Source organism: Ensifer sp. Root31, from assembly GCF_001424825.1.
Lineage (GTDB): Bacteria > Pseudomonadota > Alphaproteobacteria > Rhizobiales > Rhizobiaceae > Ensifer > Ensifer canadensis.
The window spans coordinates 1-21230 of record NZ_LMCO01000036.1 but is presented as its reverse complement, the minus strand read 5'-3'; the positions used below and the strand labels follow the sequence as shown (position 1 = coordinate 21230).

14 protein-coding genes and 2 pseudogenes are annotated in these 21230 nt (G+C 62.7%); 11 read left to right on the top strand and 5 right to left on the bottom strand.

Annotation, left to right across the window (positions count from 1 at the left end; genetic code table 11):
- Positions 1–3 precede the first annotated feature (3 nt).
- Positions 4–732 carry a class I SAM-dependent methyltransferase gene (locus ASD00_RS26960; RefSeq protein WP_025424546.1) on the bottom strand — a complete coding sequence of 243 codons (729 nt, stop codon included), beginning with the start codon at positions 730–732 and terminating at the stop codon, positions 4–6.
- Between the two features lie 339 nt (positions 733–1071).
- Here ASD00_RS26960 and ASD00_RS26955 point away from each other — a divergent pair, with 339 nt between their 5' ends.
- The 4 genes and pseudogenes from ASD00_RS26955 to tsaA all read left to right on the top strand — a co-directional run bounded on the left by ASD00_RS26955 (position 1072) and on the right by tsaA (position 4444).
- Positions 1072–2109 carry an iron ABC transporter substrate-binding protein gene (locus ASD00_RS26955; protein ID WP_057210228.1) on the top strand — a complete coding sequence of 346 codons (1038 nt, stop codon included), beginning with the start codon at positions 1072–1074 and terminating at the stop codon, positions 2107–2109.
- The gene (locus ASD00_RS26950) at positions 2106–3134 is read left to right on the top strand and encodes an iron ABC transporter permease (RefSeq protein WP_025424544.1); all 1029 of its coding nucleotides are present in this window, start codon (positions 2106–2108) and stop codon (positions 3132–3134) included. The genes ASD00_RS26955 and ASD00_RS26950 overlap by 4 nt, the downstream gene beginning before the upstream one ends.
- Entirely contained in the window at positions 3131–3907 is a 777-nt protein-coding gene (locus tag ASD00_RS26945; RefSeq protein WP_057210226.1) for an ABC transporter ATP-binding protein, read from the top strand. The genes ASD00_RS26950 and ASD00_RS26945 overlap by 4 nt, the downstream gene beginning before the upstream one ends.
- Positions 3908–3921: 14 nt before the next feature.
- A pseudogene (gene tsaA, locus ASD00_RS26940) lies at positions 3922–4444 on the top strand (tRNA (N6-threonylcarbamoyladenosine(37)-N6)-methyltransferase TrmO).
- 4 nt (positions 4445–4448) lie between these two features.
- On the opposite strand, the pseudogene ASD00_RS26935 reads toward tsaA, so the two are convergent.
- Positions 4449–4657: pseudogene (locus tag ASD00_RS26935) on the bottom strand (molybdopterin-binding protein).
- A 91-nt stretch (positions 4658–4748) separates the two neighbouring features.
- Complete coding sequence (locus ASD00_RS26930; protein WP_057210224.1) at positions 4749–6281, bottom strand: ABC-F family ATP-binding cassette domain-containing protein; 1533 nt, start codon at positions 6279–6281, stop codon at positions 4749–4751.
- A 704-nt stretch (positions 6282–6985) separates the two neighbouring features.
- Here ASD00_RS26930 and ASD00_RS26925 point away from each other — a divergent pair.
- From ASD00_RS26925 to ASD00_RS26905, 5 genes are all read left to right on the top strand, one after another.
- Positions 6986–8260 carry an aspartate kinase gene (locus ASD00_RS26925; protein WP_025424540.1) on the top strand — a complete coding sequence of 425 codons (1275 nt, stop codon included), beginning with the start codon at positions 6986–6988 and terminating at the stop codon, positions 8258–8260.
- A 90-nt stretch (positions 8261–8350) separates the two neighbouring features.
- The gene (gene ptsP / locus ASD00_RS26920; RefSeq protein WP_025424539.1) at positions 8351–10618 is read left to right on the top strand and encodes a phosphoenolpyruvate--protein phosphotransferase; all 2268 of its coding nucleotides are present in this window, start codon (positions 8351–8353) and stop codon (positions 10616–10618) included.
- A gap of 71 nt (positions 10619–10689) precedes the next feature.
- Positions 10690–11772, top strand: coding sequence for a peptide chain release factor 1 (gene prfA, locus ASD00_RS26915; protein WP_025424538.1), 1083 nt, complete (start codon positions 10690–10692; stop codon positions 11770–11772).
- A 5-nt stretch (positions 11773–11777) separates the two neighbouring features.
- Positions 11778–12647 carry a peptide chain release factor N(5)-glutamine methyltransferase gene (gene prmC / locus ASD00_RS26910; protein ID WP_025424537.1) on the top strand — a complete coding sequence of 290 codons (870 nt, stop codon included), beginning with the start codon at positions 11778–11780 and terminating at the stop codon, positions 12645–12647.
- Positions 12648–12979: 332 nt separating this feature from the next.
- Positions 12980–13642 (top strand): DUF4167 domain-containing protein, encoded by a 663-nt coding sequence (locus tag ASD00_RS26905; RefSeq protein ID WP_057210222.1) that lies wholly within the window; start codon positions 12980–12982, stop codon positions 13640–13642.
- Positions 13643–13935: 293 nt separating this feature from the next.
- On the opposite strand, the gene ASD00_RS26900 is transcribed toward ASD00_RS26905, so the two are convergent.
- On the bottom strand, positions 13936–14517 hold the full coding sequence (locus ASD00_RS26900; protein WP_057210220.1) for a TetR/AcrR family transcriptional regulator: 582 nt from the start codon (positions 14515–14517) through the stop codon (positions 13936–13938).
- A 248-nt stretch (positions 14518–14765) separates the two neighbouring features.
- Between ASD00_RS26900 and ASD00_RS26895 the strand changes: the two genes are divergently transcribed.
- Both ASD00_RS26895 and clpB read left to right on the top strand, forming a co-directional pair.
- Complete coding sequence (locus ASD00_RS26895) at positions 14766–15773, top strand: saccharopine dehydrogenase (protein ID WP_025428212.1); 1008 nt, start codon at positions 14766–14768, stop codon at positions 15771–15773.
- A 302-nt stretch (positions 15774–16075) separates the two neighbouring features.
- The gene (clpB, locus tag ASD00_RS26890; protein WP_057210218.1) at positions 16076–18682 is read left to right on the top strand and encodes an ATP-dependent chaperone ClpB; all 2607 of its coding nucleotides are present in this window, start codon (positions 16076–16078) and stop codon (positions 18680–18682) included.
- A 131-nt stretch (positions 18683–18813) separates the two neighbouring features.
- On the opposite strand, the gene ASD00_RS26885 is transcribed toward clpB, so the two are convergent.
- Positions 18814–20769, bottom strand: a complete 1956-nt coding sequence (locus tag ASD00_RS26885) for a M23 family metallopeptidase (protein WP_025428210.1) — start codon at positions 20767–20769, stop codon at positions 18814–18816.
- Positions 20770–21230 lie beyond the last annotated feature (461 nt).

The following is a 21230-nucleotide window of genomic DNA, read 5'->3' as shown; positions in this document are numbered from 1 at the left end:
GCCCTACCGCTGGGCGTCGACGATCAAAATCATCGGCCGTTCCATCTCTTCGGCGAGATCCGGATTGGCGTCGATCTGCGCCGGCGTCGGGCGCCACTCCTCGACGTGACGGATGGCGAAACCGCCGCGCATCAAGGCGTTGAGCGTGGTGCCGATCGTGCGGTGGTACTTGACCACGCCCTTGGCCAGCCAATCCGTCGTGCGCTGGCCCTCGATGGAATAGTGATCGACCGGCCAGCGCTTCTGCCCGTTTTCCCCGACCTGCCAGCCAGGGTTCAGCGAGGCCATGTAGATCGGGTGCTCGATGGTGAACACCAGGTGCGCGCCCGGCACCAGCGCATCGTAGATTGCCTGGACCAGGCGGTCGAAATTCTCGACATAGTGAAACGCGAGCGAGCTGTAGGCGACGTCAAAGGTGCCGGTTTCGAGCGCAAGATGATCGAGATCGGCGATGCCGTATTCGATCGCCGGATCGGGCGTGTCGCGCCGGGCGCGGGCGATCATGTTTTCCGACAGGTCGAGCCCGAGCACGCGGGCCGCACCCTGCTCGCGCGCGAAACGCGAGAACCAGCCGAAGCCGCAGCCGAGATCGACCACGCGCTTGCCCTGCAAATCCGGCAAGGCGGCGCGGATTGCCGGCCATTCGGCGGCGCCGTCGAGGCCATGGACCGATCGTCCGAGCTGGCTGTAGCCTTCGAAAAATTCCGGTTTGTCGTAGATGTTCTGTGCCATTTCATTCTCCATCAAAAATGCCGATGGACGGCGCACCCGTCAAAAGAAGAACCCCGTCCGTTTCCGGCGAGGCTGCAGGTGCGCGAACGCTCTTTCGTTAGCGTGCTTTATCACCCTGCATCCCGCCTATTGGGATGCCGGCCGAACGCGCAACGATATGGACGTCATGTTCGCACATGGGTCCGATATCGCCCGATCGGGCCGCCTAGTCAAGGTTCTCAAGCAATGCAAAGACCTTAGCGCTGGAGACGGGTTATCAATCGAGATATTCCAACGGATATAACGCTGTGCCATAGTCGCGCCGAACCATCGTCCGCACCTCCATCCCGAGGCTTCACCATGATCAGATCTATCGCCGGTGCCTTCGGCGCCCTTCTTACCCTGATGCCGCTTGCGGTTCAGGCGAAACCCTTCACGGATGCGGCCGGTCGCACGGTCGAGCTTCCCGACCATATTGGCAAGGTGCTGGCGGCCGGTCCGCCGGCCTCGGTGCTGGTCTATGCCATCGCGCCGGAGAAGCTGGCCGGCTGGGTGCGCGAGCCGAAGGAAGACGAAAAGCCCTACCTAATGGAGGCCGTACGCGGTTTACCGACCTATGGCCGCCTGACCGGCAAGGGCGGGACGGCGAATATCGAGGCGGTGCTTGCGGCCAAGCCTGACGTCATCATCGATGTCGGCACGGTGGACGCGACCTATGCCTCGCTTGCCGACAAGGTGCAGAGCCAGACCGGCATTCCCTATGTGCTGATCGACGGTTCGTTCGGCAAAAGTGCCGAGACCTTGCGCAGCCTCGGCGCGATGCTCGGAGCCGAAGAGCGTGCCGGCAAACTTGCCGACTATGCCGACGAAACGCTGAAGGAACTCGGCGAGACGATAGCGGCAGTACCGGCCGACGAGCGGCCCAGGGTCTATTACGGACGTGGCCCCGATGGTCTGGAGACGGGCCTGGCAGGCTCGATCGATCTTGAGATCCTCGAAGCCGCAGGTGCAGTCAATGTCGCGGCCGTTGCCGGCAAGAGCAGTCTCACTCAGGTTTCGCCGGAGCAGCTGCTCGCCTGGAACCCGGAGATGATCATCGCCGCGAGCCCGAAGTTCGCCTCAGCGGTCGCGACAGATCCGGCGTGGAGCAGGGTGCAGGCGGTCGAGAAGGGACAGGTGTTCATCGCGCCGTCGATGCCATTCGGCTGGTTCGATTCGCCGCCCGGCATCAACCGCCTGATCGGGGTCCGCTGGCTTGAGGCACTGCTTTATGGCGGCTTCTACGAGGGTGACCTGAAAGCCGAGACGCGGGAATTCTACAAACTCTTCTACCAAGTGGATCTTGATGACGCGCAGCTCACGAGGCTTGTCAAAGGTGCCCTGCCGGAAACGCAATGACAAAGCAGATCGTTCTGAGGCGAGGGTGGGTCGGTGCACGGTCGCTGGTTGCGATCGCAGGCCTCCTGTCGCTTTCCGCCCTGTCGATGACTGTCGGCAAATTCGACGCGGGCCTGTCCGATCTGATCGGTCAAATCTGGGCAATGGTCGGCGGTACCCCCAGTGATGAGACGGTGGCCACGGTCTTCTGGAACATCCGCTTGCCGCGTGTGCTGGCCGGTCTTGCCGTCGGCGCGGCGCTTGCGGCAGCCGGCGCCACCTACCAAGGCCTGTTCCGCAACCCGCTGGTTTCGCCCGATATTCTCGGGGTTTCCGCCGGCGCCAGCTTCGGCGCCGTTGTCGGCATCTTCCTGTCGTTGCCGGTCGGCGTCATCCAGCTGATGAGTTTTGTCGGCGGGCTGATCGCCGTGCTGTCTGTCTATGCGGTTGCAACAGTGATCCGCAACCGGGATCCGGTGCTCGTTCTCGTTCTGGCAGGCATCGCGGTCGGTGCGCACGTGGGTGCCGGCATCTCGCTGATCAAGATCCTTGCCGATCCCTATGATCAGTTGCCGGCGATCACCTATTGGCTGCTCGGCAGCCTAGCCTCGGTGACATCAGGCGACGTCGTCTCCATTCTTCCCGCGCTTGTCGTCGGCATCATCCCGCTCTTTCTCCTGCGCTGGCGCATGAACGTCATGACGCTTGGCGAGGAAGAAGCGCGTGCGCTCGGCATCGACACCGGCCGGCTGCGCGTCGTGCTGGTGCTGGCGGCAACGCTGATCACCTCGGCTTCCGTCTCGGTCACCGGCATCATCGGCTGGATTGGGCTTGTCATCCCGCATGTGGCGCGCCTCCTCGTCGGACCGGATTTCGTCCGGTTGCTGCCGGTGTCGATGGCGCTCGGCGCCGCCTATCTGCTCGTCGCCGATATGCTGGCGCGCAGCATTGCGATGATCGAGGTACCGCTCGGCATCCTGACGGCGACCGTCGGCGCGCCGTTCTTTCTCTGGCTGCTCGCATCAGGGCGAAAGGGCTGGCAATGAGGCTCGAGGTCGACCAGATCGCCTTTGGCTACGGCAGCCGCCTTGTCGGCCAGGACATCAGCTTCACGCTTGATGAAAACGAGGTACTCGTGCTGTTCGGGCCGAATGGCGCCGGCAAGACGACGCTGTTCAAGACGTTGCTCGGGCTCGTTCCGCTGAGGGCAGGCACGATCCGGCTGGATGGCCAGCCGATCGGCTCCTGGTCCGGCCGCGACCGTGCCTCGCGCATCGCTTATGTGCCGCAGGCGCATGCCGCGCTCTTCCCATTCACGGTCGAGGAACTGGTGCTGATGGGCCGTGCGCCGCATGTGGGCCTGTTTGCAACGCCCGGCCGCCATGACCGCGAGGTGGCCGCCGCCACGCTGGAGCGGCTCGGCATCGACCATCTGGCGAACCGTGCCTATACCGAGATCAGCGGCGGTGAGCGCCAGATCGCCCTGATCGCGCGCGCGCTCGCGCAGGAGCCTTCGATCCTGGTGATGGACGAACCGACGGCAAGCCTCGACTACGGTCATCAGATGCGGGTGCTCGATCGGGTGCGGGAGCTTGCCGGCGAAGGCGTTTCGATCGTTCTGTCTACCCACAATCCCGACCACGCGTTTCGGGTGGCTGACCGCGTGGCGTTGGTGTTCCAATCGCGGATCGTCGCGCTTGGAACACCCGATGCGGTGCTGACCGTGACCGCGCTCAAGCAGCTCTACGACATCGATGTGGTGATCGGCACGCTTGCGGGCAGCGACGCCCGCCTCTGCGCACCACGAAACAACGCCTGAGGAAGGAATACGAGATGGTTCGCGAAAACGAAATCCGGGAAAACGAAGTCTCGATCACGCCGCCGGAGGCAACCGATGCAGGGCTGACCTTCATCGGGCGCATTTCGACGCCCTGGGCGTCAAGGCTCGGCTGCCCGCGAGGGGCGCCATGACGGGCCGATCTGCCGGATCGAGATCTTTTCGCCCTGGGTCGAGGCGCTGAAGGGCATCGAGCGGTTCGAGCGACTGGAGATCCTCTATTGGCTCGATCGATCGCGCCGCGACCTCGTGTTGCAGAGCCCCGCCAACAATGGCGAGACGCATGGCACCTTCGCCTTGCGCTCGCCAGTGCGGCCGAACCCGATCGGCACATCGATCGTGGCGCTCGAGGCGGTCGAAGACAATGTGCTTCTGGTGCGCGGCCTCGATTGCCTCGACGGCACGCCGCTCATCGACCTGAAGCCCGATCGCACGCTGTTCAAGCCGATTGCACCGCCGCAGCCTGGTGATTTTGAAACCGGCGATGCCGGCACGGCCCATTACTGCAAGAAGGCGTGATTGCTCAGTCGATCGCAACCATCACGTCGGAAGCCTTGATGACCCCGTAGGCGTCGCCGCCGACCTTGAGGCCGAGTTCGTCGACGGCTTCGTTGGTGATCGATGCCGTCAGATGGCTCCGCCGCCGAGATCGATGCGCACATGCGCGGTCGTCGCCCCTTTGACGACATCGACGATCTTGCCCTTGAAGCGGTTGCGTGCGCTGATTTTCATGGGTGGCTCCTCCGGTTCGACACGGAGATTAAGGGGGTAAGCACGCCCGTCAAACGGCGACGCGCCACAGCAGTCGCGCGTCGCCTGTCGATCAGGCCACATCGCCTTGTGCGGCCGCGGCGAAGAACGCCTCGGGATCTTCCACTTCGACGAGCCGCCGCTTCTCGATCAACCAGAAACGATTGCCGATGTTGCGCACGAAGCTGCGGTCGTGGGACACCAGCAGGCAGCTGACCTCGTTTTTCATCAACTCGTCTTCCAGCGCTTCCTGGCCCTCGATATCGAGATGGTTCGTCGGCTCGTCGAGCAGGTAGAAGTTGGGCTCGCGCAGGCGGAGCAGCAGCATCGCCAGACGCGCCTTCTGGCCGCCGGAGAGCCGGCCGACCGGTTTGTCCTGCATGTCGATGCCGACACCGGCGCCCGCCAGCAGCGAACGCACCTTCTGATCGCCGAGCGAGAACCGGCGGGAGAGGGCGACAAGCGGCGTTTCCTTGTCCGAAAGACCCGCGAGCGCCTGATCGCTGTAGCCGAGCACCAGGGAAGGCGTGGCTTTCAGCGTTTCGGGTCCGCGCTCCGGCTCCTCGATCGCAGTGCGGATGAGGTTGACCAGCCTTGTCTTGCCGGCGCCGTTTTCGCCGAGCAGGACAATACGGTCGCCCTGGCAGATCCAGCGTTTTCCCGTGCGAAACAGCGGAGTGCCATCGGGCGTTTCCACCCGGATATCATCGAGCGTCACCAGGATTTTTGCGTGGGTGCCGCGATTGGCGAGCCGGATTACACCGGCCGAACGCTCCTGGTGGGCGGGCTTGGCCGCATCCTCCAGCCGGTCGGCGCGCTGACGCAGCTGTTTGGTCTTTATCGTCAGCAGGTCGCTACCGGAGTTGATGCCGATGTTGTTGAGCTTGGCCGCCTGGCGACGCAATTGCTGCGCCACCTTCATGTCGCGCTGGTAGCGCCGCTCTTCCGAGGCGTCGAATTCATCGACGGCCGCACGCGCCTGCGAATAGGGGAGTGTAAAGACGGGCGATTGGTCTGGACGCAGAAACAACGTGCGGTTGGTGGTAGCGTCGAGAAAGGCGCGGTCGTGGCTGGCGATCAGCACCGGCACGTCGCGCGGAAGCGCGTTCAACCAGGATTCGAGCCGGGCGATCTTGGCAAGGTCGAGATGGTTGGTCGGCTCGTCGAGGAGCAGCGCGTCGGGATCCGTGACCCAGACGCGGGCAAGGAGGGCCAGCCGCTGCCAGCCGCCGCTCAAGTCCGCGACGGCGCGCTCACGAAGGGCTTCGGGCACCTCGAGCGAATCGAGCACGATATCGACGCGCCAGCTTTCGCTGTCCGCCTGCTCGCTCGACAATGCCGAAAGAACCGCCGCATGGAACGACAACGGCAGCAGCTGCGCCGGCACGTTCTGCTCGACATGGCCGATGGTCAGGCCGCGTGAGCGGGTGATCTCGCCAGCCGTCGGCTCGAAGCTGCCGCCGATCGATCGGAGCAGAGTGGACTTGCCGCGCCCGTTGGCGGCGACGATGCCGAGGCGATCGCCGGCCGCGATCGAAAGGTTGAGATTGGAAAACAGCGACGTGCTGAGGGTGACGGCGAGGTTGCGGATATTGATCAAGGCCATGTTCGTTCGTTCTCTGGACTGCGCGAGCGACGGCAAACATCCGCGGGCGGCAATACATCTGCCGGGTTGGGCGGAGTGTCGGACCCGATGCACGATCGTGCAGTGTTCGGGCCGCTTCGGCTCGGTATGGAAAACGGCGCGGGCGTTCAAACCGAAACGGTTTTCAGCCGCACCACACTGGGGCAGACCAGGAGTAAGATTCGCGAGGACGCGAAGCGATTGTACCGGTCAGCCCTGCAAACGCATCTGCAGGGCGTTGACGGGGCCACGCTGGCGGTGGTGCCGGAAAAAAGTCATCACAACGCAGCCCTCCTTTCACAATCGAGTTGCGCGGAGTGTTTACCATCGACGCGAGCAGTTTTCAACGGGGTGACGGCGGCGGAGTGCGATCCAACACGGCTGTCCGCCCTAGATGCAAAGCTGCAACGCTTTTGGTGGGGCCTTCGTTGCGCCAGGCGACGTCGTTCAGCAATATTGTTGCCAGGCGTGCGGTCAGCTCGCTGGAACGGAGGCCTTATTCCTACCTTCTTGCCATTGCGCCTCGCCCCCCGATCCGCTAAGAGACGCCGCGACTTTCCGCTCCCCGAAGCGGTGATTGGCCGATGTCCGAGAAGTCTCCCAAGCTTTTTGATCGTCGGGCGCCGACGGGAGCGCTTTCCTGTCACGCGCGCTCGCGCGCAAACATCGGTACCGGTAGAGGCGAAATGGCACGCATCGTGATGAAATTCGGCGGAACTTCCGTCGCTGATTTGGACCGCATTCACAACGTTGCCCGCCATGTGAAACGTGAAGTCGACGCCGGCCACGAGGTCGCGGTCGTCGTTTCCGCCATGTCCGGCAAGACCAACGAACTGGTCGGCTGGGTACAGAACATGCCCAAGGTCGCCGGCAGCAATGCGCCGTTCTACGACGCGCGCGAATATGACGCCATCGTAGCGTCCGGCGAGCAGGTGACCTCGGGCCTGTTGGCGATCGCGCTGCAGTCGATGGGCATCAATGCGCGCTCCTGGCAGGGCTGGCAGATCCCGATCCGCACCGACAACGCCCATGGCGCCGCCCGCATCCTCGACATCGAGGGCGCCGACATCATCCGCCGCATGGGTGAGGGGCAGGTGGCCGTGGTCGCCGGTTTCCAGGGCCTTGGCCCGGACAACCGCCTGGCGACACTCGGTCGCGGCGGCTCCGACACGTCGGCCGTTGCGATTGCCGCCGCCGTCAAGGCCGACCGTTGCGATATCTATACCGACGTCGATGGCGTCTACACCACCGACCCGCGCATCGAGCCGAAGGCGCGGCGTCTGAAAAAGATCGCGTTCGAGGAAATGCTGGAAATGGCATCGCTCGGCGCCAAGGTGCTGCAGGTGCGCTCCGTCGAGCTCGCCATGGTGCACAAGGTCCGTACCTTCGTGCGCTCGTCTTTCGAGGATCCCGATGCGCCGGGCATGGGTGACCTTCTCAATCCGCCCGGCACGCTGATTTGTGATGAGGAAGAAATCGTGGAACAGGAAGTCGTAACCGGCATTGCCTATGCCAAGGATGAAGCCCAGATTTCGCTGCGCCGTCTTGCCGACCGGCCGGGCGTTTCCGCCGCGATCTTCGGGCCATTGGCCGAAGCCCATATCAATGTCGACATGATCGTCCAGAACATCTCGGAAGATGGTTCGAAGACCGACATGACCTTCACCGTTCCGTCCGGCGATGTCGACAAGGCGCTGAGGGTGCTCGGCGACAACAAGGAAAAGATCGGCTACGACGTGATCCAGTCGGAAGCTGGCCTGGTCAAGGTCTCTGTCATCGGCATCGGCATGCGCAGCCACGCCGGCGTTGCCGCATCGGCATTCCGTGCGCTCGCCGACAAGGGCATCAACATCAAGGCGATCACCACCTCCGAAATCAAGATCTCGATCCTGATCGACGGACCCTATGCCGAATTGGCAGTTCGCACTTTGCATTCCGCCTACGGTCTCGATAAGAGTTAACCCACAGGTGACTGATTTGGGATTCGCGGCCGTTTCGGCTGCGAATTCGTCCGCCGCCGTCGTCTACTCTTTTTCGGGGGACCCCACGCGATGAGAGACCTTTCCGCAGGTCCGCGCGTTCTCCTCAAGCGGTTGCGCGAACTGATGGCGGAACCGCTCGAGCCACAGGAGCGCCTTGACCGGATCGTGCGCCAGATCGCACAGAACATGGTCGCGGAAGTGTGTTCGGTCTATGTGCTGCGTTCCGACGGCGTGCTCGAACTCTACGCGACCGAAGGTCTGAACAAGACCGCCGTCCACCTGGCGCAGTTGAAGATGGGGCAGGGCCTCGTCGGCACGATTGCCGCGTCCGCACGTCCGCTCAACCTGTCCGACGCCCAGGCGCATCCGGCCTTTACCTACCTGCCGGAAACCGGCGAAGAGATCTATCACTCGTTCCTCGGCGTGCCGATCCTGCGCACGGGTCGGGCGCTCGGCGTTCTCGTCGTGCAGAACAAGGCGATGCGCAACTACCGCGAAGACGAGGTCGAGGCGCTGGAAACCACCGCCATGGTTCTCGCCGAGATGGTGGCGACCGGCGAGTTGAAGAAAATCACCAAGCCCGGCCTCGAACTCGATCTGTCCCGGCCGGTCTCGATCGACGGCAACAGCTATGGCGAAGGCATCGGCCTCGGTTATGTCGTGCTGCACGAGCCGAGGATCGTCGTCACCAATCTTCTGAACGAGGATACTGACCAGGAATTGCAGCGGCTTGCCGAGGCTCTGGGGTCATTGCGTATCTCGATCGACGACATGCTATCGCGTCGCGAAGTGTCGATGGAGGGCGAGCACCGAGCGGTGCTTGAGACCTATCGCATGTTTGCCCATGACCGCGGCTGGGTGCGGAAGCTGGAAGAGGCGATCCGCAACGGCCTGACGGCGGAAGCTGCCGTCGAACGGGTGCAGAGCGAGACCAAGGCGCGGATGATCCGGCTGACCGATCCCTATTTGCGCGAGCGCATGCATGATTTCGACGATCTCGCCAACCGGCTGCTGCGCCAGCTTTCGGGCTATGGCGCCAAGCTTTCGGCGAGCGACTTCCCGACCGATGCGGTGATCGTTGCCCGGGCCATGGGTGCCGCCGAACTTCTCGACTATCCGCGCGAAAACGTCCGCGGCCTGGTCCTTGAGGAAGGGGCCGTCACCAGCCACGTGGTCATCGTCGCCCGCGCCATGGGCATTCCGGTCGTCGGACAGGCGGCGGGTGCTGTCGCGCTTGCGGAAAACCGCGATGCCGTCATCATCGATGGCGACGATGCCAAGGTGCATCTGCGGCCGTTGGCCGACCTGCAGCGCGCCTACGAGGAAAAGGTACGGTTCCGCGCCCGCCGGCAGGCTCAGTTCCGCGCGCTCAAGGATGTCGAACCGCTGACCAAGGACGGCAAGCGCATCACCTTGCAGATGAACGCTGGCCTTTTGGTCGACCTGCCGCATCTGAACGAAGCGGGTGCCGAGGGCATCGGCCTTTTCCGCACCGAACTGCAGTTCATGATCGCCTCGACGATGCCGAAGGCGGAAGAGCAGGAAGCCTTCTACCGCAGCGTTCTGAAGCAGACCGGCGGCAAGCCGGTGACTTTCCGCACGCTCGATATTGGCGGCGACAAGGTGGTTCCCTATTTCCGCGCGGCGGAAGAGGAAAATCCTGCACTCGGATGGCGGGCGATCCGCCTTTCGCTGGATCGGCCCGGCCTGCTGCGCACTCAGCTGCGCGCCATGCTGCGTGCGGCTGCCGGTCTCGAGCTGAAATTGATGCTGCCGATGGTGACCGAGGTCTCGGAGCTGAAGGAAGCGCGCGAGCTTTTGCAAAAGGAAATCGAGCGTCAGTCGAAGCTCGGCGAACAGCTGCCGCGCAAGCTGCAGTTCGGCGCCATGCTGGAAGTGCCGGCGCTGCTGTGGCAGCTGGACGAACTGATGAGCGAGGTGGACTTCGTCTCGGTCGGCTCGAACGATCTGTTCCAGTTCGCCATGGCAGTCGATCGCGGCAACGCCCGCGTTTCCGATCGCTTCGACGTGCTTGGCCGGCCCTTCCTCAGGATCCTGCGCGATATCGTGCGCGGCGGCGAGCGACATCAGACGCCGGTGACGCTGTGCGGTGAGATGGCGAGCAAGCCACTGTCCGCCATGGCGCTGCTCGGTCTCGGCTACCGCTCGGTGTCGATGTCGCCGACGGCGGTCGGTCCGATCAAGGCGATGCTCCTGGCCCTCGATGCCGACAAGCTCGGCGAGGTACTGAACGCGGCGCTCGACGACACCCGCGACCCGACGCCTGTTCGCCAGATCCTCATCGACTTCGCCGCGGCAAACGGCATCCCGGTTTAGATAGATTTGAAGCGCTTTTGTCCTCGTCCGGGCTATGATCCGGGCGAGGCGTAGCGCATTTGGAGTGACACTTGGCAAAGCTTCCCATTGAGAAAATGCGCGAACTGGAACGGCGGTTCGGCGAGATCGAGGCCCGCATGTCGGCGGGGCCAGCGGCCGACGTCTATGTGAAGCTGGCGTCGGAATATTCCGAACTGCAGCCGGTGGTGACCAAGATCCGCGCCTATGAGAAGGCGACGGCCGAGCTTGCCGATATCAATGCCATGTTGGCCGACAGGACGACTGACAAGGACATGCGCGACCTGGCCGAGATGGAAAAGCCTGAGGTCGTCGAGGCAATCGAGCAGCTGGAGCAGGAAATCCAGATCCTGCTCTTGCCGAAGGATGCAGCCGACGAAAAGAGCGCTATCCTCGAAATCCGCGCCGGAACCGGCGGTTCGGAGGCAGCGCTGTTTGCCGGCGATCTTTTCCGGATGTACGAGCGTTACGCTGCGGCCAAGGGCTGGCGGGTCGAAGTGCTTTCGGCGAGCGAGGGTGAAGCCGGCGGATTCAAGGAAATCATCGCCACCGTCTCCGGCCGCGGCGTGTTTGCGCGGCTGAAGTTCGAGTCGGGTGTGCACCGCGTTCAGCGCGTGCCGGATACCGAGGCGAGCGGACGCATCCACACCTCGGCGGCAACCGTCGCCGTACTGCCGGAAGCCGAGGAAATCGACATCGAGGTTCGGCCCGAGGACATCCGCATCGACACCATGCGCTCGTCAGGTGCTGGCGGACAGCACGTCAACACGACGGACTCCGCCGTGCGCATCACCCACCTTCCGACCGGCCTCGTCGTCACAAGTTCGGAAAAGTCGCAGCACCAGAACCGCGCCAAGGCGATGCAGGTGCTGCGTTCGCGGCTCTATGACATGGAACGCCAGCGCGCCGACAGCGAGCGTTCGGCCGATCGCAAGAGCCAGGTCGGCTCCGGCGACCGCTCTGAGCGCATTCGCACCTACAATTTTCCGCAGGGGCGCATTACGGATCACCGCATCAACCTGACGCTCTATAAGCTCGACCGGATGATGATGGGCGAAATCGACGAAGTGGTCGATGCGCTGCTGGCCGATTACCAGGCGAGCCAGTTGGCTCTTCTGGGCGAGCAGCGGGGCTGATGGCGATGACGGCCACGCTCGCGCGCCTCGTGGTGGAAAGCCGGGATCGCCTGACGGCCGCCGGCATCGAACACGCTGCGCTCGACGCGCGTCATCTGGTTTCGGGCGTGCTCGGGCTTTCGTTGACCGATGTCGTGACGCGCGGCAGGGACCTGGTCACGGAGGCCGACGTTGCCAGGGTGAGGGCTGCCGTCGAGCGGCGGAGCGCGCGCGAACCCGTCTACCGCATTCTCGGCGAGCGGGAGTTCTTTGGCCTGCCGCTCAAGCTGTCGCGTGAAACGCTGGAGCCGAGGCCGGATACGGAAACGCTCGTCGATCGCATGATCCCGTATCTGCGCCGCACCGTTGCAACGAAGGGCAGCTGCCGGCTCGTCGATCTCGGCACGGGCACCGGGGCGATCTGCCTGGCGTTGCTTGCCACGGTTCTTGAAGCGCGCGGAACGGCTACCGATATATCTGAGGACGCGTTGGCGACGGCGAGCGCAAATGCCGAGGCGCTTGGCCTTTCGGGTCGTTTCGAGGCTGTGCGCAGCAACTGGTTCGACAAGGTGGAGGGTCGCTTCGACGCCATCGTCTCAAATCCGCCTTATATACCGTCCAATGTCGTCGCAGAGCTTGAGCCGGAGGTGCGATTGCACGATCCTGCCGCGGCGCTCGATGGCGGAGACGACGGCCTTGATGCCTATCGTGCCATCGCCCTTCAGGCCGGTCATCATCTTGAGACAAACGGCGTGATAGGCTTGGAAATCGGTTTCGATCAGAAAGAGGCGGTTGCGGCATTGTTTAGTGCCGAGAACTTCCGTTTGCGCGAAGAAGCCAAGGATTTGGGCGGCAACGACCGGGTTCTGATCTTTGAGCGTAGCTTCGACCGTTGAAAAAATGCTGCACTGGCGCATCTTCTTTCTTGCTGACGCAAAGAAAGGGCTTGGAATCCCAGAGGAAGCGGGCTAGTTTGCCCGCGCACTGGGCAGATGGTCATGGACCTAAGATTCGTTCCGGTATGACCTGGCCACGGGGATTGCTCTCAAGAAAGAGTTGCTAGGGTTCAACAGTGCCTTGTGCAGGTACCTGTTAATTTGACGCCAGTCGGCGCCGAAGCCGCCAATGTGCGGGCTCACCGGCGCACGCTCTGTCGGGCGCGGACAGATCCGGCCGGAAGACGAAACCACATGATCATCATTATCAAGAGAATTCGGGTGAATGTACTATGAGGCCAGGACAGCAAAACAAGCGCGGCCGCGGGCGGAATAACAACAATAACAACAACAATAACAACAGTGGAAATAACAACAATCATAACCGCAAGGGATCAAATCCCCTGACGCGGACCTATGATAGTTCTGGTCCGGACGTGAAGATTCGCGGTACCGCGCAGCATATCGCCGAGAAATACTCGGCACTTGCTCGTGATGCGCAGAGCTCCGGCGACCGTGTCATCGCTGAAAACTACCTTCAGCATGCCGAGCATTACAACCGCATCATTGCAGCCGCACAGGCGCAGATGCAGGATCGCTTCCAGCGCGAAGAACGCCAGGATTTCCGCGGGCAGGACGCCAACGATCAGGATCAGGATCAGGACGATCTGGATCAGGGCTACGCCGACGAAGCGCCGGTCCACGTTGTAGCCGCTCCCGCTCCTGTCGTTATCGAGCAGCAGCCGGTGATCGACGGTTCGGGCCCGCAGCCCGTCATCGAAGGCACGCCGGCCGAAGTGGCTATGGAAGAAGAAACGCCAGCGGCTTCCGGCCGTGCGGCCTCGCGTCGCCGCAGCGCGCCGCGCCCGCGCCGTCCGCGCCGCACTGCAGCCGATGAAGGCGAAGCGTCAGGCGACGCGCCTCCGGAAGCGCCGGCACTGGCTGAGTCCGAGTAAGTCTTCCTACAGCGCCGCGCGTCTTATTGGATGCGCAAAGGTCGCTGTAGCACTTTGAATGGCTGCATGTTTTGATCGTTAAATCGAATAGGATTTAAGGAAACATGCAGTTGGGCGGCGTATGCGGCGCGGCAGAAGCGAACATCAAAAGCCCGGTCCGCTCTGCGGCCGGGTTTTTTGTTGCCGGAATTTTGCTCGGAAGACTGCGGACGCTGAAGCGCACCATAATCGCTAGGGCTGGCGATCGTCCCGTGCCGCACGCTCCATTGATAGCCGGCTTCTGGCGTTGTCCATCAGCCGACAGCTTTGACAATCAAGGCTGCGAGATTGGTGGCCGCATCGTCCTCGGTCGTTCGCCCCCGGACGAACTCCCGGGCAATCGCCTCCGCAGCACCGGCAATGCCCGCGCAACGCAGGCGCAGATCATCTTCGGTGAGGGTGGAGAAAGGTGCGATGGCTGCGCCGATGAGCGCGACATAGTCATCGGCGAGTTCCTGCTGCACGCGGTCCATCTCGGCATTGCCACGCAGGGCGCCTGACATCGCCTGCCATTCCGAACCGCTTTCGACGGCACATCCGATGTAGACGGCGCTGATGATGCCGGCGACGGATGCAAGATCGGCCGGGGCGTCCAGCAGCGCTTTCTTCAGCTTATCGGTATGGCGCTCCTCGATCTCGCGCGAAAGCGCGATCAGCAGCCCCTCGCGGGTTCCGAAGTGCTCATAGGCGATCGGCTTGCTGACGCCGGCGCGCTCGGCCAGGTGGCCGAGGGTGAGGGCGTCCGCGCCGCATTCCCGCAAAATTTCCTTGGAGGTTTCGATGAGCTGGGCACGCCGTTCGGGCTTGGCTAGTTTCCTGATCGCCGTTTTCTCCATCGGCTGCTCTCCTCGGGTCGTCCACACTGCCGCATGTTTCCTTAAATCCTATTCGATTTAAGGATAAAAACATGCAGCAGTTCAAAGTGCTACAGCGACCTTTGCGCGTCTAATAAGACGCGCGGCGCTCTAGGCGATAAAATATCCCAATCCCTTGACGGGGCGCGTTTGCTACTTATCTACCGATGGTAACTTACTAATCGTAGGTTGGCAAAATGCCACCTTCTTTCCGTCTAGGAGATATGAACATGTCGAGCAAGTTCTCACCCGTGCTGATCATCGGCGGCTCGGGCGTCGTCGGGTCGCAGGCGGCGAAGGCGATCCGCAGGCTGCATCCCGATCTGCCGCTGGCAATCGGCGGTCGTGATCTTTCCCGGGCGCAGGCCGTCGCGAGCGAGGTCGGTGGAGCGACCGGTGTGCGTGTTGATCTCGACCGCGCCGATCTCGGTCTTGACGACAAGGACGCCTTCAGCGCCGTGGTGATCTTCGTCAAGGACGAAAGGCTGACCTCAATGCGATATGCGCAGGGCAGGGGAATACCGTATATCAGCCTCTCCAGCGGAACGTTCGAGATCGGGCCCGAGGTTGCCCAGTATATCCATGCACCGGACAAGGCGCCGATCCTGCTCGCCAGCCATTGGCTTGCCGGGGCTGCGATCTTCCCGGTGCTCGAAGCGCTTTCGTCCTACGAGACAGTTGACGCGATCCGTATCGGCGTCCTGCTCGATGAGGAGGACATGGGCGGGCCAGCGGCACTTGCCGATTACAACCGCATCACCGGCAACGCGCCGGCATCGCTGACGGTCAAGGACGGCAAGCTGCATTGGGCGAGCGGGCAGGAAGCAAGCGCGCGCTACAAAAGTGTCGATGGTGTCGAGCTTGATGCTGCCGCCTATTCGCCCTTCGACGTCATGGCGCTGGCCACACGTACCGGCGCCAGGGAGATCCGGCTGGATCTTGCCTACAGCGTCTCTGCCAGTCGGCGGCGCGGCGAGCCATTTTCGACGGAGATCACGCTCGAGATCGAGGGGCAGTCGAAAGACGGAGAGTGGGTCTCGCGCCGGCATGAGATCGTGCATCCGCAGGGCCAGGCCCCGCTGACAGCGCTCGGCGTCGCGCTTGCGGTCGAGCGCATGCTCGGTCTGTCCGGGGGCGAAGCGCCAAAGGCCGGTCTCTACCTGCCGGAAGTTTTGATCGAGCCCGCTTACTACGTCTCCCGCATGAAGGAGTTCGGCACGTCGTTTGCCGATCGCTGATCTCAGGGCCGCAGCCGCAGCGCGTTCGCCCGACGCGGCACGGCAATGCCCTGCATCCAAAAGCCGACGGCCGCGCATCGTAAAGACGCGTGGCCGTTTTCGTCCTTCGCAAGATTTCCTAATTGCGACATGCAATCAGCCCTTTAATTTCGAAATTCGCTGCCCCATATTCGCTTCGGACGTGTTGATCCCGCGCAAGGTGTGGATCGACGCCCGATGACAGGTTCGCCGAATGCGGGAACCTGATCCTGAAACACCAGCGGGTGCCGCGTGACGGGCCTGGTGGGCTATGGAGGTAAAGTATGAATATCGAGAAATATTCCGAACGCGTGCGCGGTTTCCTGCAATCGGCGCAGACCTATGCGCTGGCGCAGGGACATCAGCAGTTCACGCCCGAGCATGTGCTGAAAGTGCTGCTCGACGACGACCAGGGCATGGCCGCTTCGCTGATCGAGCGGGCTGGCGGCGACGCGCGCGAAGCGCGCGCCGGCAATGATGCTGCACTCGCCAAACTGCCGAAGGTTTCCGGCGGCAACGGTTCCGTCTATCTGTCGCAGCCGCTCGCTCGCGTCTTTTCGAGTGCGGAAGAAGCGGCCAAGAAAGCCGGCGACAGCTTCGTCACCGTTGAACGCCTGCTGGTGGCCTTGGCGATCGAAAGCTCTGCTGCCACGGCCGACGTCCTGAAGAAGGCCGGCGTGACGCCGACCAAGCTCAACCAAGTCATCAACGATATTCGCAAGGGCCGCACCGCCGACAGTTCCAATGCCGAGCAGGGGTTCGACAGCCTGAAGAAATATGCCCGTGACCTGACGGCCGATGCGCGCGAAGGCAAGCTCGACCCGGTGATCGGCCGTGACGACGAAATCCGTCGCACGATTCAGGTGCTGTCGCGCCGGACCAAGAACAATCCGGTCCTGATCGGTGAGCCCGGCGTCGGCAAGACGGCGATTGCCGAGGGCCTCGCCCTGCGCATCGTCAATGGCGACGTCCCGGAGAGCCTGAAGGACAAGCGGCTGATGGCGCTCGACATGGGCGCGTTGATCGCAGGCGCGAAGTTCCGCGGCGAGTTCGAAGAGCGGCTGAAGGCCGTGCTCAACGAAGTGCAGGCGGAAAACGGCGAGATCATCCTGTTCATCGACGAAATGCACACGCTGGTCGGTGCCGGCAAGGCGGAAGGGGCGATGGATGCCTCCAACTTGCTGAAGCCTGCGCTTGCGCGCGGCGAGCTGCATTGCGTCGGCGCGACCACGCTCGACGAATACCGCAAGCACGTCGAGAAGGACGCAGCCCTTGCCCGCCGCTTCCAGCCAGTGATGGTCGAGGAGCCGACAGTCGAGGACACGATCTCGATCCTGCGTGGCCTGAAGGAAAAATACGAGCAGCACCACAAGGTGCGGATTTCCGATTCCGCGCTGGTTGCCGCCGCTACGCTGTCCAACCGCTACATCACCGACCGGTATCTGCCGGACAAGGCGATCGACCTGATGGACGAGGCGGCCTCGCGTCTGCGCATGCAGGTGGATTCCAAGCCTGAAGAGCTCGACGAACTCGATCGCCGCATCATGCAGCTGAAGATCGAGCGCGAAGCGCTGAAGAAGGAAACCGACACCTCGTCGAAGGACCGGCTGGAAAAGCTCGAGCTCGATCTGGTCTCGCTCGAAGAGCAGGCATCGGCGCTGACGGCCCGTTGGCAGGCGGAAAAGCAGAAGCTTGGCCGCGCCGCCGACCTTAAGAAGCAGCTCGATGAAGCCCGTAACGAACTGGCGATCGTCCAGCGCAAGGGTGAGTTCCAGCGCGCCGGAGAGCTGACCTATGGCGTCATCCCCAAGCTCGAGAAAGAGCTTTCCGACGCCGAAAGCCAGGAGAACGCCAACGCCAATCCGATGGTGCAGGAGGTCGTCACCCCCGACAACATCGCCCATGTGGTTTCGCGTTGGACCGGTATCCCGGTTGACAAGATGCTGGAAGGCGAACGCGACAAGCTGCTGCGGATGGAAGACGAACTGGCGAAATGGGTCGTCGGCCAGGGCGATGCCGTCCAGGCGGTATCGCGTGCCGTTCGCCGTGCCCGTGCCGGCCTGCAGGATCCGAACCGGCCGATCGGCTCGTTCATCTTCCTCGGCCCGACCGGGGTGGGCAAGACCGAGCTGACCAAGGCGCTCGCCCGCTTTCTGTTCGACGACGAGAGCGCGCTGCTGCGTGTCGACATGTCGGAATACATGGAGAAGCACTCCGTTGCCCGGCTGATCGGCGCACCTCCCGGCTATGTCGGTTACGAGGAAGGCGGAGCGCTGACCGAATCCGTCCGCCGCCGGCCCTATCAGGTCGTGCTGTTCGACGAAATTGAGAAGGCGCATCCGGATGTCTTCAACGTGCTGCTGCAGGTGCTCGACGACGGCCGCCTGACCGATGGTCAGGGTCGCACCGTCGACTTCCGCAACACGATGATCATCATGACCTCGAACCTGGGTGCGGAATATCTGACCGGCCTTGGCGAAGACGAGGACAGCGATGTCGTTCGCGACCAGGTGATGGACGTCGTCAAGTCGGCCTTCCGGCCGGAGTTCCTGAACCGCGTCGACGAGATCATCCTGTTCCACAGGCTGCGTCGCTCGGAAATGGGCGCGATCGTCGATATCCAGCTCGCACGGCTGCTCAAGCTGCTTGCCGAGCGCAAGATCACGCTGGAACTGGAAGATGACGCCCGGACGTTCCTGGCCGAAAAGGGCTACGATCCCGCCTATGGCGCTCGGCCCCTGAAGCGGACGATCCAGAGGTATCTTCAGGATCCGCTGGCCGAGAAGATCCTTCAGGGCGAGTTCCCGGATGGATCCACTATCAAGGTTCTTGCCGGCTCCGACCGCCTGAACTTCAAGCGTGGCGCCGGCTCGGAAAGAGAAGCCGCCTAAACCGCAGAAACTTGAAAAGGCCGCCCTTCGGGGCGGCCTTTTTCGTTCATGCCTAGGAATTCTGTTGCTGTGGGGATCGCGGTGACCGCCTCTCGAAGCGTTAGCCGTCGACGAAGGGGGGATCTCACTGGCTACTTGCTGGCCACTTCGCTGCCGTTGCCGTCCTTGTTCAGCAACTCGTCGATGCGGTCGCGTTCCTTCTCGAACTTCGCAAGCGCGTCACCACCCAGTGATTTGCCGCCCGGCAGGCGGATGCGCAGCGGATCGACCTTGTTGCCGTTGACGATCAGCTCGTAGTGCAGATGCGGACCGGTCGAAAGACCTGTCGTGCCGACCCAGCCGATCACCTGGCCCTGAACCACTTTCGCCCCGGCCTTGACGGTCTTGGCGATCGCGCTCTGGTGATTGTAGGAGGAGACGTAACCGTTGGCGTGGCGGATCAGCGTTTGGTTGCCGTATCCGCCGGAATCCCAGCCAGCCTTCTCCACCGTGCCGTTGCCGGCGGCGATGATCGGCGTGCCGCGGGGGGCCGCCCAATCGACGCCGGTGTGCATACGCGAGAAGCCGAGGATCGGGTGGCGGCGCATGCCGAAGCCGGAGCGGAAGTGGCCGTTCGGCACGGGGTTGCGCAGCAGGAACTGGCGGATGCTCTTGCCTTCGCCGTTGAAGTAGTCGATCGAATTGTCGTCCGGATCCTGGAAACGGTAGAAGGTCGTCTCGGCATCGCCGAACTTCGCCTTGACGTAAAGCAGTTCGGAATCCGCCGTCGCCAAGCCGCGATCGTCGGTGACCGAGAAGAAGGCTTCGAGCGAATCCGTCGGCTTCAGCTGCGCCTGGAAGTCGACATTGCTGGCGAGCAGCTTGACGACGAGCCCGACCATGTCGGCGTTCATGCCGTAGGAGAGCGCGGCGCGATAGATACCGTCATAGACGCGCGGCAAATCGTGGGTGCTGGTGATCGTCGGCGTGCCGTTGTCGTCGAAGGCGGTCGCGACCGCGTCGAGCTTGGGCGGTTCGGCGCCGGGAACGAAGCGGCCGTTGTCGTCGACGGCCATCGTCAGCACATGGCGGTTGCGCGAATAGATGGTGGCGCGGACGATGCGGGCTTCTTCGCCCTTCTGGATGATGCCGATGCGCAGGACGTCGCCGTCGTTGAGTTCCTTGGCGCCGAGCGCTTCGCCGATATAGCCGGCAGCATCTTCGGCCTGCGCCTTGGCGTAGCCGGCATTGACCATGGCGGTCGCGATGTCGGTCTTGCGGCGCACCGGAATGATGTCGTCGGCATACTCAGTGCTTTGTTCGTTGATGCTCTCGTAAGCCGCATCGCTCTTGTTTTGCTCGACGATGCGTGCGGTCAGGCCCTGGAGAAGATCGAGACCGTCGCTATCGGAGGCGAAACGCTGCGGGTCAACATAGAAGAGCGAAGCGACCTGGGTGCTGCCCTCGGTCAGGACCGAACCGTTGGTGCGAACATTCTCCTCGACCTCGTCGAGAGACATCGAGTTGTCGAAGGTCAGGCTGGAGCCTTTGATCGGAAAATCGACCGTTTTCAGCGCCACTTCGGAATCGACGTTGGAGCCGTAGAGCGTGCCGGTACGCGCGACCTGCGGTTCGGCATCGGCGTCGTCGGTGGAGAAGATCGCCAGCGGATCGAAGTCCGGATAGCTGTCGGAAACCTGGTGGTTGGCGGCAAGCGCCATCTTGACGTGAACGAAGGGCTGTTTGCGCACCACTTCCTTCTCGCCGTCATGGATCATCGTCGAGACTTCCATGACGGTCTTGTCAGCCGGCTTGGCAACGATGTTGGGCGAAAGGATGCGGCTGCCGCGCTTGGCATTGACTGGGGCGTTGCCGCCGTTCGATGCGTCGAGTGCTGCGTAGGCTTCGGCCGGGATTGCCAGCTGCTGGCGACCGTCAAGCGCTGCAAAAAGCGCGACGCCCATAAGAAGGCTGGAGGTGATGCCGGTCAGGAAGGTGCCGGAAAGCCAGCGCAACGAAATCTCGCGTCTGTCCGGTGCGCGCCGGCCGTCCGCAAGGATCGGCGGTTGGTCGCCGAGCGACCGGACCATTTTCTTGTCGGTGATCATTCCGAGCTGGGGGCCCCTGATTTGTCTTGCCGTATTCTTGCAGGCGATACGTTGCGCGAAGATGTGCATCTTTCGCACACGGGAGTCAAATCCATGAGGGGAGGACAGGTGAGGGGGTGCACACCCTATAATATGTGCATCCGCGTTCCCCAGGCGCCCCCGCGTGACGCACCGATAATTTCGCTTAGATCGGTGGATTGTGAAGAAGTAAGGGCCAAAATGTGTCTCCACAGGCCGTTCGGAGGCGTCCGAAAGTTTTTTCGGAGTGAAAAGCCCGCATTTCCGGGCTTTGTCAGAAAACTGTCATTTATTTTGAAATTGCCTGTTGACGTGTTCGATGTGTGGGGTCTATAAGCCCGATCACTGAACGAGGGCGGCGGCGCTGCTGGCGACGATGTCCTTCGTTTTAAGGTTTCCTTGATTGGCGGATGCTGATTGGTCGGGACGCGAGTTTCGGCGGG